General features: G+C 70.3%; 14 protein-coding genes. 6 read left to right on the top strand and 8 right to left on the bottom strand.

Features of this window, described 5'->3' with window-relative positions; genetic code table 11:
* Nucleotides 1-4 precede the first annotated feature (4 nt).
* From ABD830_RS42605 to ABD830_RS42595, 3 genes are all read right to left on the bottom strand, one after another.
* Complete coding sequence (locus ABD830_RS42605) at nt 5-526, bottom strand: flavoprotein (protein ID WP_345000186.1); 522 nt, start codon at nt 524-526, stop codon at nt 5-7.
* A gap of 25 nt (nt 527-551) precedes the next feature.
* A complete protein-coding gene (locus ABD830_RS42600; protein ID WP_345000184.1) occupies nt 552-1,895 on the bottom strand; it encodes an MFS transporter in 1,344 nt (447 codons plus the stop codon).
* Nucleotides 1,896-1,997: 102 nt separating this feature from the next.
* On the bottom strand, nt 1,998-2,729 hold the full coding sequence (locus ABD830_RS42595) for a class I SAM-dependent methyltransferase (protein WP_345000181.1): 732 nt from the start codon (nt 2,727-2,729) through the stop codon (nt 1,998-2,000).
* A gap of 127 nt (nt 2,730-2,856) precedes the next feature.
* Here ABD830_RS42595 and ABD830_RS42590 point away from each other — a divergent pair, with 127 nt between their 5' ends.
* A complete protein-coding gene (locus tag ABD830_RS42590; RefSeq protein WP_345000179.1) occupies nt 2,857-4,215 on the top strand; it encodes an LCP family protein in 1,359 nt (452 codons plus the stop codon).
* Here the strand turns inward: ABD830_RS42590 and ABD830_RS42585 are convergent.
* The gene (locus ABD830_RS42585; RefSeq protein ID WP_345000177.1) at nt 4,212-4,685 is read right to left on the bottom strand and encodes a tetratricopeptide repeat protein; all 474 of its coding nucleotides are present in this window, start codon (nt 4,683-4,685) and stop codon (nt 4,212-4,214) included. The two genes, ABD830_RS42590 and ABD830_RS42585, sit on opposite strands and share 4 nt — an antisense overlap.
* 67 nt (nt 4,686-4,752) lie before the next feature.
* On the opposite strand from ABD830_RS42585, the gene ABD830_RS42580 reads away from it, so the two are divergent.
* Both ABD830_RS42580 and ABD830_RS42575 read left to right on the top strand, forming a co-directional pair.
* Nucleotides 4,753-5,682 carry an ATP-binding protein gene (locus ABD830_RS42580; RefSeq protein ID WP_345000175.1) on the top strand — a complete coding sequence of 310 codons (930 nt, stop codon included), beginning with the start codon at nt 4,753-4,755 and terminating at the stop codon, nt 5,680-5,682.
* Nucleotides 5,683-5,760: 78 nt separating this feature from the next.
* Entirely contained in the window at nt 5,761-6,147 is a 387-nt protein-coding gene (locus ABD830_RS42575; protein WP_345000173.1) for an SCO5389 family protein, read from the top strand.
* A gap of 39 nt (nt 6,148-6,186) precedes the next feature.
* Here the strand turns inward: ABD830_RS42575 and ABD830_RS42570 are convergent, their stop codons facing one another.
* The 4 genes from ABD830_RS42570 to ABD830_RS42555 form a co-directional block, all read right to left on the bottom strand.
* Nucleotides 6,187-6,855: an LLM class flavin-dependent oxidoreductase gene (locus ABD830_RS42570; protein ID WP_345000171.1), complete on the bottom strand. Its 669-nt coding sequence runs from the start codon at nt 6,853-6,855 to the stop codon at nt 6,187-6,189.
* Between the two features lie 91 nt (nt 6,856-6,946).
* Nucleotides 6,947-7,084, bottom strand: a complete 138-nt coding sequence (locus ABD830_RS42565) for a hypothetical protein (RefSeq protein ID WP_345000169.1) — start codon at nt 7,082-7,084, stop codon at nt 6,947-6,949.
* A gap of 1 nt (nt 7,085) precedes the next feature.
* Nucleotides 7,086-7,757 carry a ribonuclease HII gene (locus tag ABD830_RS42560; protein WP_345000167.1) on the bottom strand — a complete coding sequence of 224 codons (672 nt, stop codon included), beginning with the start codon at nt 7,755-7,757 and terminating at the stop codon, nt 7,086-7,088.
* Nucleotides 7,758-7,771: 14 nt separating this feature from the next.
* Nucleotides 7,772-8,731, bottom strand: coding sequence for a LysR family transcriptional regulator (locus ABD830_RS42555; RefSeq protein WP_345000165.1), 960 nt, complete (start codon nt 8,729-8,731; stop codon nt 7,772-7,774).
* 79 nt (nt 8,732-8,810) lie between these two features.
* Here ABD830_RS42555 and ABD830_RS42550 point away from each other — a divergent pair, with 79 nt between their 5' ends.
* The 3 genes from ABD830_RS42550 (at nt 8,811) to ABD830_RS42540 (ending at nt 14,167) form a co-directional block, all read left to right on the top strand.
* A complete protein-coding gene (locus ABD830_RS42550; RefSeq protein ID WP_345000163.1) occupies nt 8,811-10,097 on the top strand; it encodes a pyridoxal phosphate-dependent aminotransferase in 1,287 nt (428 codons plus the stop codon).
* Between the two features lie 141 nt (nt 10,098-10,238).
* Entirely contained in the window at nt 10,239-10,883 is a 645-nt protein-coding gene (locus ABD830_RS42545; protein ID WP_345000161.1) for a GNAT family N-acetyltransferase, read from the top strand.
* 254 nt (nt 10,884-11,137) lie between these two features.
* Nucleotides 11,138-14,167, top strand: a complete 3,030-nt coding sequence (locus ABD830_RS42540) for an AfsR/SARP family transcriptional regulator (RefSeq protein WP_345000159.1) — start codon at nt 11,138-11,140, stop codon at nt 14,165-14,167.
* Nucleotides 14,168-14,420: the final 253 nt, after the last annotated feature.

The raw sequence follows: 14,420 nt of genomic DNA, 5'->3' as shown, positions 1-14,420 counted from the left end.
AGGCTCAACCATCGAGCTCCGCCAGCGCACGCGCCCACGGGAAGCGATCAGCGTCGGCCTCGTCCGAGGCGAACTGCCCCGGCCCCAGGACGACGTCGACGCCCTCGGCGCGCAGCAGGTCGATGCTGCGCAGGAACGGCCGGCGGGCGGCCAGGGCGTTGTTGACGAAGGGGAGCACGACGACGGGGATGCCGAGCCCCGGAGCCTCCGCCAGCAGGCCCAGGGCATAGGTGTCGGCGATGCCCTGGGCGAACTTGTTGACCGTGTTGTAGGTGGCGGGCGCGACGACGATCGCGCCCGCCCGGGGCGGTTTCGGCTCGTGCGGCTTGCGGTACCGGCTGCGGACCGGGCGGCCGGTCTGTCGTTCCAGCGCGGGCACGTCGATGAAGTCCAGGGCGGACGGAGTGGCGACGACCTGGACGAGCCACCCTCGATCCTGAGCCATGGCGACGAGCCGGCCGACCTCCGAAGCCGGTCCCGCGGCGCACACGATGATGTAGAGCTCCTTGCTCGGCGATTCCGTCACGCGGCCCAAAGCTACACGTCGACGCTCATGTCGCCGCGGTGAGCGGCTTCGCGATGGCCTCCAGGCTCTGGCGTTCGGCCTTGACCCCGAACAGCAGCTCGACCAGCCCGCCCGCGATCATCACGAAGCCGCCGATGGCGAACGCGAGCGCCGTGTCCCCGGGCACCCCGCTCTCCACCAGCGAGGCGAAGACGAGCGGCCCGGCGATGCCGCCGGCGGCCGTGCCGATCGCGAAGAAGAACGCGATGGCGAGGGCCCTGGTCTCCATGGGGAAGATCTCGCTGACGGTCAGGTACGCCGAACTGGCCCCCGCCGAGGCCACGAACAGCACCACGGACCAGCACGCGGTCAGCGTGACGGCGGTCAGCATGCCCTGGTTGAACATCCAGGCCGTGCCCAGCAGGAGCAGCCCGGACCCGGTGTACGTGGCCGAGATCATCGGGACCCGGCCCACGGTGTCGAAGAGGTGGCCGAGCAGCAGCGGGCCGAGGAAGTTGCCGACCGCGATCACGGCGAAGTAGTAGCCGGTGTGCGTGTCGATCTTGTAGAAGGTGGTCAGGATCTGCGCGTACCCGAAGGTGATCGCGTTGTAGAGGAACGCCTGACCGATGAAGAGCGACAGGCCCAGGACCGTACGCTTGGGGTAGAGCGCGACCATGGTGTGCGCGATCCGGACGAACCCGATGGACTTGCGCTGGTGCACGGTGATCGACTCCGACGGCTCCGGCATGTCCACGCCGATCTGCCGCTCGATGTCGCCGACGATCTCCTCGGCCTTCTCCTCCTTGCCGTGGATGAACAGCCAGCGCGGGCTCTCCGGCACGTTCCGCCGTACCAGCAGGATCGCCAGGCCCAGCACCACGCCCAGGCCGAACGCGATGCGCCAGCCGATGTTCACGGGCAGGTCGTTCAGCAGCGGCACGGTCAGCAGCGCCCCGCCGGCGGCGCCGAGCCAGTAGCTGCCGTTGATGATGATGTCGATGCGCCCCCGATGGCGGCTCGGGATGAGCTCGTCGATGGCGGAGTTGATGGCCGCGTACTCGCCGCCGATCCCGAACCCCGTCATGAACCTGAACAGGAAGAACCACCACGCGTGGAAGGAGAAGGCGGTCATCAGGGTCGCCGCCAGATAGACGATCAACGTGATGAGGAACAGCTTCTTCCTGCCGAACCTGTCGGTCAGCCAGCCGAAGAACAGCGCCCCCGCGCAGGCCCCCGCGACGTAGAGCGCGGCGGCCAGGCCCGCGACCTGCGCCTGAGTGATCTCAATGCCGCTGCCGGGCTTGGCGAGCTGGGCGGAGAGATTTCCGACGATGGTCACCTCGAGCCCGTCGAGTATCCAGACGGTGCCGAGTCCTATGACGATCATCCAGTGCCAGCGGGACCAGGGGAGCCGATCAAGACGCGCTGGCACTTTTGTGGTTATGGTACCGGTTTCCACGTCGCTCATAAGCTCCTGTGGCTACCCGGCTCATCGCTGGATAGGCTTCCTGGCTTCCAGGATGCGCGTGCCGAACCACGGCCCTCCGTACCAGAATCGCCAGCCCGCGTCGCGTCGCCGCACGTCAACCACGTCGAGCGAGCGCAGCGTGTCCTCGTACGCGTCCGTGTGCTGGAAGTCGGCGATCAGCATCAGCCCGCCGGGCCGCAGCACCCGGTGCGCCTCGCGCACGGCCTGCGCGCGCCCGTCGGCGTCGGGGATGTTGTGGATGGCCAGGCTCGACACGATCACGTCGAACGCGTCGTCGCCGAACGGCAGGTCGCGCATGTCGCCCGTCACCAGCTCGACCCGGTCGGAGACGCCCTCGGCCTCGGCGTTCGCCCTGGCCGTCGACTCGGCGTTGCCTGACTGGTCCTTGGAACGCCACAGGTCGATGCCGGTCGCCCTGCCGTGCTCGAGCCGTTCCGCCGCCATCAGCAGCACCGCGCCACGGCCGCAGCCGAGGTCGAGCAGCCGCTCGTCGCCCTTCAGCCGCTTGAGCTCCTCGGCCCAGACCACGAACTTGCCCCGGCGCGTCGTGTAGAGGTAGCTGACCGCGCTGGCCAGCGTGTAGAGCCCGCCGAGCAGGAACGCGATGCCCGCCGGGGAGACGTCGAGCAAGAAGGAGATCACCGAGAGGGCCAGCAGCACGATCGCGCCTAAGAGCAGACCGACCAGCGGCCAGGGTGCGTCAAATCCATAACTCCCGTGTCGCTTGCGCATAGACACGTTATATCTCAAGGTGGTCTTGACGGGGAATTGACCGAACCCGTCGCCTTCCTACCGTCTTTCCCGCACAGCGCATTACTACGGTGACCTGGATGAGCGCACGATGGGGGTTTGACCGGGCATGACAGAGAACCGGCGGGGATTCGGCCTGGGGGCGAGCATGGCACTGACGCTCGCCTCGGCTCTGCTGTGGGGCGTGGCGCACCTCGCCGCCGAACGCCTCAAGACAGGCCTGGCGCTCATGTTCGGATATGTGGTGATGCTCGCCGGCATCCTCACCATGGTCACCGCGTACAGTGCCCACCTGCTGTCGCTCGCGGTGCAGCCCCGCTGGCTCGTCGGGCTCACCGTGGTGCTGGTGGTGGTCGCGCTCGCCTGGACCGGCGTGATCGTCTGGTCCTTCCTCCTGGTACGCCCGCCGAGCGCGGACACCGTGGGCCGCTTCCTGACCACGACGCTGACCGCCGCCCTGTGCGCGCTGGTCCTGGCCCCGACCGTGTACGCCGCCCGGCTCACGTACCTGTCGCGAGACGTCGTGAACACCGTGTTCGCCCCCGCCGCCAGCACGCCGGTCATGGCCCAGGACCCGTGGCACGGCGCCCGCCGGGTCAACTTCCTGCTCCTGGGCGGGGACGCGGCGCCGAGCCGCCCCGGCGTGCGTACCGACAGCATGACCGTGGCCAGCGTGGACATCGAGACCGGCGCCACCGTCCTGTTCGGGCTGCCGCGGAACCTCCAGCGCATCGAGTTCCCCGACGGGCCGGCCAGGGCGCGCTTCCCCTTCGGCTTCACCGGCAGCGGCCCGGAAACCCCCGGCCTGCTCAACGAGGTCTACCAGTTCGCCGAGGACAACCCGGACATGGTGCCGGGCGTGCCCAAGGGCAAGCGCGGCTCGACCCTGCTCAAGCAGACGATCGGCAGCATCCTCGGCATCGACGTGGACTACTACGCGCTCGTGGACATGAAGGGGTTCGCGGAGATCATCGACGCCATGGGTGGCGTGAAGGTCACCATCAAGGAGCCCATCGTGTACGGCAAGTACCGCGAGGGCCTCCTGCCGGCCGGCACCCGCAGGCTGTCCGGCGAGGAGGCCCTCTGGTACGGCCGCTCGCGTACCGACAGCGACGACTACGTCCGCATGGGCCGCCAGAAGTGCCTGCTCAACGCGGTCGCCAAGCAGGCCGAGCCGATGACCGTGCTCAACAGCTTCGAGCGGCTGGCCATAGCCACCAAGCGGGCCATCTCCACCGATCTCCCGCAGGAGGTGCTGCCGGCCGTCGTGGACCTGTCACAGAAGGTCAAGGACGCGAAGGTCCGCAGCCTCAGCTTCGTGCCGCCACTGATCAACACGGCGTACCCCGACTGGTCCCTGATCCGCCGCAAGGTCGCCGACGCCCTGGAGGAGCGCCCCTCGGCCGGTCACCCGGCACGGACCCCGAGCCTGGACAGCCCGGTCAACCTCGACGCGACCTGCGCCTAGAACGTCTCATCCAGGCGGTCCGCGTAGTACTCGACAGCCCGCCGGTAACCGCCGACCTGGCCCGACTCGGCGACCACCTTGAGCAACGTCGAGACCGCGTCGCGGGAGCGGCCGAGGTTGTAGAGCGTCATCGCCATGAACGTGCGCAACGCCGCGTCGCCGGGGAACTCCTCCAGCGCCTTGACGAACGTCTCCAGCGCCTGGTCATACCGCCCGAGCCCGCGCAACGTGCTGCCGTAGCCGGTGTACGCCCCCAGCCGATCACTCAGCTCCTTGCCCGCCAGGGCCCTCTCGTAGTACGGCACCGCCTCGGTCTCCAGGCCGAGGACGTCGTGCACCCACGCCGCCTGGTAGGCCACCTCAGCGTCGTCCGGATGCCGGCGCGCCAGCTCGACCAGCACCTCCCTGGCCTCCTCCGGCTTGCCCTCCTCCCGTAGACGCACGCCCCGGGCCAATTCGTCATCGCGCATGCGCACAGTGTGGCATGATGGTGCCGACCTGAAATGGAAACGGTTTTCATACTCGCATGGAGGGGCCGTGAGAGTGGCGTTCGTCGGAAAGGGCGGCAGCGGCAAGACGACGATGTCCGCGCTGTTCGCCCGGCACGTGGCGCGGCAGGGCGGGCCGGTGGTGGCCATCGACGCCGACATCAACCAGCACCTGGCCATGGTGCTCGGCCTCGACCGGCAGCCGGAGCCGCTCGGGGCCCACCTCACCGAGATCAAGGAGCGGCTGCGCGGCGACAACCCGCTCATCCCCTCCGCCGACGCCATGCTCAAGACGACCCCGCCCGGCCGCGGCTCGCGGCTGCTGAGCTTCGACGACCTGGCCGCCGACCCGTACGCGCTGACCACGCCCGAGGGCCTGCGCCTGCTGGCGACGGGCCCGTTCAGCGAGGACGACCTGGGCGTGGCCTGCTACCACTCGAAGGTGGGCGCGGTGGAGCTGCTGCTCAACCACCTGGTCGACGGTCCCGGCGAGTACGTCGTGGTCGACATGACCGCGGGCGCCGACTCCTTCGCCTCCGGGCTCTTCACCCGGTTCGACCTGACGTTCCTCGTCGCCGAGCCGACCAGGCAGGGCGTGGGCGTCTACCGGCAGTACCGCGACCACGCCGCCTCGTACGGCGTCGCGCTCGCCGTGGTCGGCAACAAGGTCCACAGCCAGTCCGACGTCGACTTCCTGCGCGGGCACGCGGGCGACGACCTGATCACCTGGATGGAGCACTCGGCCGCCGTGCGCGCCATGGAGCAGGGCCGCCACTTCACCCTCGACGACCTGGAGCCGGCCAACGCCGACGCGCTGGCCGTGCTGCACAAGGCCGTCGACGAGCAGGACAAGGACTGGGAGCGCTTCGGCCGGCAGACCGTGGAGTTCCACCTGCGCAACGCCCGCGCGTGGGGCAACGAGCGGACCGGCCTCGACCTGGCCTCGCAGATAGACCCGGATTTCGTGTACGGCCCCTGACTGCCCCCCTCAAGCCATCTGGAGCAAGAGCATGTCCCCGCATAGCGTCACATTTGATCCCTTTCGAGAGGAGACAGCATGTCGCTGACCGTTCCGAACGATCTGCTCGACCAGGCCAGAGCCGGTGACGTGGACGACGCGGCATTCCTCGCGTGCGTCCGCGACTCGCTCCCGTACGCGTGGTCGCTGATCAGCGAGCTGGTCGAGCAGCGCGAGCAGACCGGAGCAGAGTTCGCCGACAACCAGGTGCCACCGCCGTCGGAGGAGGCCCGAGGCCAGCTCCTGCGCTGCCTGGCCAGCGACGCGATGCGCGGCGCGCTGGAGCGCCACTACGGGGTCCGCCTGGCCTTCCAGAACTGCCACCGGGTCGCCGTCTTCGACCCGGCGGCCACCAAGGCCCTGGGCGACTTCGTCACCGCGCGGGCTCAGATCCTCAACCAGCAGCCGGAGCTGGTGGACTGCTGACCCGCGCGCGCCGGTGGCCCCTTTTGAGCACAGCCGGGGTCACCGGCGCAGCATCGGCAGCACCTCGGCCCCCAACCGCCGCACGTTCTCCAACGTCCGCCGGTGCTCCCCCAGCCCCTCGACCAGCAGGATGAACCGGTCGATCCCGGTGACCTCAGCGGTACGCAGGATCGACTCGGCGCAGTGCTCGGCCGACCCGACGGGATGGATCCTGGTCAGCAAGTCCACATATTCCGGGATATGGCGTGAAGGTCTGGGCCGGCCGTCCACCGGCACGTACCCGGCCAGCCCCGGCCCCAGCCACCGGGGCAATGACTCCTTGATCTCGCGTACCGCCTCCGCCGTGGAGTCGGCCACGTACGCGACCCCGGCGGCGAGGTGGTCGCGGGCCGTACCGCCACGCGCCCCGTACTCGGCGACCAGCGCGGCCTTCTCCGCGTCCCCGATGTGCATCCCCAGCAGCATCGGCAGCCCCCGCTCGGCCGCGATCCCCACGGTCGCCTCCGAGATGCACGCGACCACGGGCCGCATCCGCGCGCCGGGCCCGCCACGGCATGCTGCGTGGACAGCACGCTGACGGCCGTGCCGAGCCCGATCCGCGAGGTCCTGCCGAGCGCGCCCGCCGCCAGGGTGGCGGCGCGGCGCACGCCGTAGGACATGAAGTGACTCCTCCGCTCCCTGAGGTGAGCGGCTTCTCGCTTCCCTCACTTGAGGTAGGCGACGGACAAGCCCTGCCCGTTTCGAACACACAAACCATATCAGGGAAGCGATTCCTCTGCCGGGTAAACCCAGCGGCCCCCTAGCCAGACCTAATGGTGTTCGGCGTCCACGCGTCGTCGAACCCCGCCGCCGCGATCAGCTCGACGGCGTCCGCCAGCACGTGACCGGGTTCCTGGCCGGGAAATCGCGCCGCGACGACGAAGACGCCGATCCGCATGTCAGCCGAACAGCGTTTCCTGGCCCTCGCACACCAGCGGGTCCCGATGGTGCTTGAGGTGCCGCCACTGGGGGAGATCGTCCAGGTATGACCACGAGAGCCGATGATGGGCGGTCGGCCCCAGCCGGGCGAGGGCCTCCTGGTGCAGGGGTGACGGGTAGCCGGCGTTCTCGGCGAAGCCGTACTCGTCGCAGCCGATCGTCCCCATGTACGTGTCGCGGCGGACCTTCGCCAGGACCGAAGCGGCCGCGACCGAGATGCTCGCGGCGTCCCCCTTGATCTCCAGGCGCACCGGCCACGGCGGGCCGATGTAGTCGTGCTTGCCGTCGAGGATCACCGCGTCCGGGCGTACCGGCAGCGCCTCCAGCGCCCTGCGGGCCGCCCTGCGCAGGGCCTCGGTCATGCCCAGCACGTCGATCTCCGTGTGGGTGGCCTCGCCGTAGCCGATGCCGATCGCCCAGGTCGCCAGCTCGCCGGCGAGCGGCCCGCGCCTGGCGGCCGAGAGCTGCTTGGAGTCCGTCAGCCCCGGCGGCGGCTCCGACAGGTCGGTGACCACCGCGCACACCGTGACGGGCCCCGCCCAGGCGCCGCGGCCCACCTCGTCGATGCCCGCGACCGTCCGGATGCTCGGCTGGGAGAGCAGGAGGTGCTCGATGTCGTACGTCGGCGCCATAACCGCAAACGCTACTAGTCCAGGGCATCCTCCGGTGGGCGGCGTTCCGCGGCGCGTACCGGATCGAGGTCGGCCGCGATGTAACGGGCGGCCACGTGGATGGCTCGGAGCGTCACCGACACCGAGGGCCGGTGGACGCTGGACCGGCGGGCGACCGCGTGCACGTCGCGGCCCACCGGGTTGCCGGGGAACTGGCGTACGGCCAGGCCCCGCACCCCGGCCGCCAGCGCGAGAGCGGGCACGGCCGCGATGCCGATCCCCTTGGCCACGAGCGAGAGGATCGTCCCCAGTCCCTCGAACTCCCACGGCGTGCGCCGGGCGCCGCCCACGTCCACGAAGAGCCGGTCCACCGCCAGCCGCGACGGCTCACCGTCGGGCGTCGCCATCCACGGCTCGTCCCGCAGCTCCCGCAGGTCCAACGGCACGTCGGGGTCGGCGAGGCGGTGCTTGCGCGGCACCACGAGCACCATCGGGTCGTGCAGCAGCGGGAACACCCGCAGGCTCTCGCTGTCGCGCACGTGCCCGTACCAGTCGTCCACGAGCGCGATGTCCACCTCCCCCGACTGCACCTCGCGCATGCCCCGCCCCGACCTGCTCTGCCCGAGCCGGAGCGTCAGCTCCGTGTGGCGGCGCAGCGAGCGCGCCAGCGCCGGCGCGAACGCCACCGCCGCCGTCGGGAAGGCGGTGACCACCACCCGTCCCGCGGGCGTGCCCGCTTGGGCGGACAGGTCCGACTCGGCCTCCTCGACCATGGACAGGATGCGCTCCGCGTGCGCGACCAGCCGCCGCCCCGCGTCGGTGAGCTCGGCGCTGCGCGCGGTCCTGTCGATGAGGGCCGTGCCGGTCTCGCGTTCGAGCGCCACGAGTTGCTGCGAAACCGCTGACGGACTATAGCCGAGCGAGGCCGCAGCCGCAGCGATGCTGCCGCGACGAGCAAACTCGCAGATCAGCACCAAACGCCGCAATTCGAGCATCAGTCTTCCTTATGCCTACCCACGAAAAGCCTCGCTTGTCGTGATGCCTTCATCCAACCACCCTGGGAACGTGACAAACATGAGCGTTACCCTCTCCGCCACCTTGGCGGCAAACGAAGACATCGACCGAAGACGGCGCGCCGGGGAACGCGTGCTCCACCTCGCCTTCGGCGAGGCAGGGCTGCCCGTCCACCCGGCGCTGCGCGACAGGCTGGCCGCCGCATCAGAACGCAACGGCTACGGGCCGGTGGCGGGGGCGTCCGAGCTCAGGACGGCGGCGGCGGGCTACTGGACACGACGGGGGCTCATCACCGATCCCGAACTGGTCGTCTGCGGGCCCGGCAGCAAGTCGCTGCTGTACGGCCTGCTCCTGGCGATCGGCGGGGACATCGTCCTGCCCATGCCCAGCTGGGTCAGCTACGCCGCGCAGGCCGATCTGGTGGGCTCGCGCCCCATCCTGGTGCCCGCACCGCCAGGAGAGGGCGGAGCGCCCGACCCCGACCTCGTGGCCGCCGAGGTGCTCCGCGCCAGGGCCCAGGGCAGGACCGTGAGCTCGCTGCTGGTCACGCTGCCCGACAACCCGACGGGCCGCCTGGCCAGGCCGGAGACCATCGGCCGCCTGGTGGAGATCGCCCGTGAGCTCGACCTGATGATCATCTCGGACGAGATCTACCGGGACATCATCCACGACCCGGACGTGCCGTACACCTCGCCTGCCGATCTCGCGCCGGAGCGCACGATCATCACCACCGGGCTGAGCAAGAGCCTGGCGCTGGGCGGCTGGCGGATCGGCGTGGCCAGGCTGCCCGCGGGCGCCCACACGCTGCGCAGGAGCCTGCTCGCGGTGGCCAGCGAGATCTGGTCCGCCCCTGCGGCTCCCGTGCAGGAGGCGGCGGCGTACGCCTTCGGTGAGCCGCCGGAGCTGGCCGACCGCATCACGCGCAGCCGCAGGCTGCACGGCGCGGTCGCGAGGGCCGTGCACGAGAGGTTCGCCGAGATCGGGGCCGTCGCGCCCCCGCCTCAAGGCGGCTTCTACCTCTACCCCGACCTGAGCCACCTGCGGCTCGGCGGCTCCGCCGAGATCACCAAGCTCCTGCTGGAGGAGCACGGCATCGGCGTCCTGCCGGGACACGCCTTCGGCGACGATCCGGCGGCGGCCAGGGTGCGGGTCGCGGTGAGCCTGCTCTACGGGGACACCCCCGAAGAGCGGCTGACCGCGCTGAACAGCGCAGATCCCCTCAAACTCCCCTGGATCGCCGACAATCTGGACTATCTGTCGAGGGGCCTGAAGGGGCTGGCCCTCGTGCGGCACGGCGCGGTGCGTGAACGGCATCCCGCGTTCGTGCCGACGCCATGTCACAGTTAGGCGAATCTTTCCCCAAGAGCGGGTTGACCATCCCCCAAAAGGGGCCTCTGACCTGCAGAAACACCCTATCTGCAGAAACCTGCAAAAGATCTTCCTGAGAGCATGGTTACGTGCGCGCCTCGTTCCCCTCATCATGTGCACATGCCCGCTCTTGTCACCTTGTCCGGGCGCTCCGTGCGCCTGGAACCTCTCAGCCTCGCGGTGATCGACGATCTCGTCGCCGCGGCGAGTGAAGACCGCTCCACTTACGCCTTCACTCGTGTCCCGGATGGCCGGGACGAGATGGTCTCCTATGTGGAGGCCGCCATGGCTGAGCAGGCGGAGGGCCGCTGTTTGCCCTTCGCCATCCGGTGGCTGAACACCGACCGTGTGGTCGGTGCCACCCGTCTCATGCACCTGGAGTACTGGCAGGGCCCGATGCCCTGGCCACCGGGTACACGCGGTGCGGTGGGCGACATCCCGTCCGTGGCGGACATCGGTTACACCTGGCTGGGCGCGAGCTCCCAGGGCACGGGTGTCAACCGCGAGAGCAAGTTCCTGATGCTCTCGCTCGCCTTCGAGACATGGAACGTCCACCGCATCACCCTCAAAGCAGACGTACGCAACACCAGGTCCCGGGCCGCCATCGAGGCCCTCGGCGCACACTTCGACGGGGTGCGACGAGCGGATAGCCGAGGCGCCGACAACACGGTCCGAGATACCGCGTTCTACTCGATCCTGAGCTCCGAATGGCCGCTCGTGCGCGAGCGGCTGGCCCTGCGCCTCGGACTGGTCGAGGCAGCCTGAGAACCCGTCCACCCCGGCCCCGCCCCAGAAACTTTGGGCGGGGCCGTATTTTTTCCTGCCTGCAGTTGCTCTACATGACACGCCCCCGCGGTGTGAGTCATGCCTAGCCGACCCTCAGCATCCAGGGGCGCGTTCAACACCAGATCAAAGACGGATCAACGGAACATTTGTGGTCAGTTCGGAATCTAGGTGGGCAAACGAGTTGGATCTATCATTTGGTCAGAAAACGATCCATTGGCTGGGAGACAGACGGCATGGCTGGTCAGAGCGTTGAGGGCGGGCTGAGGTTCGCCGTGCTCGGTCCTGTCCGCGCGTGGCGTGACGGCCAGGAGCTCGATCTGGGCACCCCGCTGCAGCGTTCCATTCTCGGCATGCTGCTCCTGCGTGAGGGCCATGCGGTCACCCCCAACGAGATGATCGACGCGGTGTGGGGCGAGGAGGCGCCGCCGCGGGCCCTCGGCGCGCTGCGCACCTACGTCTCCAGGCTCCGCACGGTACTCGAGCCCGACAGGCCCGCCCGGTCCCGCCCGGAGCTGCTGACGTCCATCGGCAGGGGCTACGCGCTGCGGCTGCCCGACGGCTCGCTCGACCTGGTCCGCTTCGAACGCGGTGTCCGGGAGGCCGAGGGCGCGCGCAAGGCCGGGCGGCTGTCCGAGGCCGCCCAGGCGCTGCGGGCCGCGCTGTCGCTGTTCGAGGGCGAGCCGCTGGCCGGGACCGTCGGACCGTACGCCGAGCACCAGCGCGACCGGCTGATCGAGCGCCGCATCAGCGTCGTCGAGACGCTCATGGACGTGGACCTCGAGCTGGGCAACCACGCCAAGATCGTGTCGGAGCTGATCGCGCTGACCGCCGACCACCCGCTGCGCGAGAAGCTGCGCGCCCAGCTCATGCTGGCCTACTACCGGTGCGGGCGGCAGGGCGACGCACTCAACGTCTTCACGGAGACGCGCGAGGCCCTGATCGACGAGCTGGGCATCGAGCCGGGCCCCGAGCTGGCCGCGCTGCACCAGCGCATCCTGGCCGCCGACCCCACGCTGGCCGCCCCTGCGCCGGTCGGCTCCGAGGCGGCCGAGGAGGAGCCCGCCGATGCCGAGGAAGCGCGGCCGGCGCCCCAGCTGCCGCGACCCGCGCAGCTCCCCGCCGCGGTCAACGACTTCACCGGCCGCCAGGAGATCGCCGTACGGCTGCGCAGGCTGCTGTCCGGGGAGCCCGGGTCGCAGTCGTCACCCGAGGGCGTGCCGCTGGTGGCGATCTCCGGCATCGGCGGCGTCGGCAAGACCGCGCTCGCCGTGCACGTCGCCCACCTGGCCGGCGACCTGTACCCCGACGGGCAGCTCTACACCGACCTGCGCGGCTACACCGACGAGCCGACCGCGCCCGAGTCGGCGCTCGGCGGGTTCCTGCGCGCGCTCGGCATCCCGCCTGACGTCATCCCCGCGGGACTGCAGGAGCGCTCCGCCCTCTACCGGTCGATCCTGGCCGAGCGCCGCATCCTCGTCCTGCTGGACAACGCCCGCGACGCCGAGCAGGTCGGCCCGCTGCTGCCGGGCTCGCCCGGGTGCGCGACGATCGTGACGAGCCGCGGCAAGCTGGCCGATCTGCCCTCCGCCAGGCTGATCGATCTCGACGTGATGGAGCCGGGTGAGGCGCTGTCGCTGTTCGCGTCGGTCGCCGGGGCGGAGCGCGTCTCGGCCGAGCACGGCGCTGCCATGGACGTGGTGGCGGCCTGCGGGTTCCTGCCGCTGGCGGTGCGCATCGTGGCCTCCAGGCTGGCCGCCCGCCCCTACTGGACGATCTCCTCTCTGGTGCCCAGGCTGGCCGACGAGCAGCGCCGCCTCGACGAGCTCCGCGTGGGCCACCTGGCCGTCGAGGCCACTTTCGCGCTCGGCTACGGGCATCTGGCCCCCGCGCAGGCACGCGCGTTCCGCCTGCTCTCGCTGCCCAACGGACCCGACGTCTCCACGGGCGCGGCGGCCGCCGTGCTGGCGGTGAGCGAGTTCGAGGCGGAGTCCGTCCTGGAGTCCCTGGTGGACGCGAGCCTGCTGGAGGCGCCCGCACCCGGCCGCTACCGCTTCCACAACCTGCTCAGGCTGTTCGCCAGGCGCGAGCTGGACAAGACCGAGCGGCCCCAGGCCAGGACGCTGGCGCTGCGCCGGCTGCTCGGCTTCTACCTGGCCTCGGCCAGGTCCGCGCACCGGCTGGCCTACGAGGGCAGCATGATCCCCGGCAATCTCGTGGTGATCGGCAGCGGGCGCGCCTTCGGCTCCGCCGAAGAGGCCGTGGCCTGGCTGATCTCCGAGGGCGACTCGCTGTTCGCCACCATCAACCAGGCCGCCGCCGCGGCCCGCACCGCCGAGCAGCTCCTGCCCGCCGCCGACCTCCTGCTGGCGATGGAGCCGCTGCTGGAGTCGGGCACGCACACACGCGAGTTCGGCCACGCCACCCGTGCCGTGCTGGCCGCCGCGCAGGAGCTCGGCGACGCGGCGAGCGAGCTGCGCGTCCGGTACGTGCTGGGCCGGGTCCTGTTCGCCGGCAACCGGCTGAAGGAGGCCGAAGAGCACTTCAGGCTCGTGTACGAGCTGTCCGCGGACCGCGGCGAGAAGATCGTCACCGGCGAGGTGCTCAACGCCCTGGCCGTCGTCGTCGGCCGGCAGCGCCGCCACATGGAGGCGCTCGAGCTGTTCGAGTCCGCGAAGCGGTTCTACCGGGAGAACGGCGTGCCCGCCGGCGAAGCCCTCGTGCTCAGCTACTCCGCCCGCGACCACCTGGGCCTGGGCCGTCCCGAGGACGCGATCGCCGCGGCCGAGAAGGGCCTGGCCATCTTCACCGAGATCGGCAGCGGCGCCGGCACCGCCCGCGCCCGCTACCACCTCGGCATCGTGCTGTCCCGGGTGGGCCGGCTCACCGAGGCCGTCCACCACCACGCCGAGTGCCTGGCCTTCTTCCGGGCCGGCAAGCAGCGGGTCTGGGAGCAGCGGGTCTGCTCCAGGCTGGCGGAGACGTTCATCGCCGCCGAGCGCTACCCCGACGCCGTGCGCCACGCCGAGCAGGCCCTGGTGGTCTCCCGCGAGATCGGCCACCCCTATGGCGAGGCGCTGTCGCTCACCGTGCTCGGCAAGGCGCTGCACGGTCTGGGCAGCGCCGCGAGGAGCCTGGACTGCCTACGGCAGGCGTACGACATCTTCTCCCGGCTCGGCGCTCCCGAAGCCGGGGATCTCAAGGTCCTGATCGACGGCATCCCCATAGCCGGCACCGTCGCCGAACCCGCCGTCGTCGAGTCCTGAGTACAGCTCGTCGTCCAGTCGTGTCATCCACACATGGTTGATCAAGGCTGTCCTTCGCTGAATGCGTGGTGATGCAGCCCGGCCGGTCATCTTGACCGCCACACGTCGCTAGGGGGCCCGGTCATCCGGATGCTCCGCGTAGCGGTCAGCCGCCTCACACCAGACGACCGGCCGGACCTGACACGGCCCTCGAACCCCCCGGGTCCGTGTCTGGTCCTGAGCCTCCACCCCCGGCGTCAACGTCGAATCAACG

It is taken from the genome of Nonomuraea helvata, assembly GCF_039535785.1.
Lineage (GTDB): Bacteria > Actinomycetota > Actinomycetes > Streptosporangiales > Streptosporangiaceae > Nonomuraea > Nonomuraea helvata.
The sequence above is the reverse complement of the archived record's forward strand: the minus strand, read 5'-3'. Positions and strand labels throughout refer to the sequence as shown.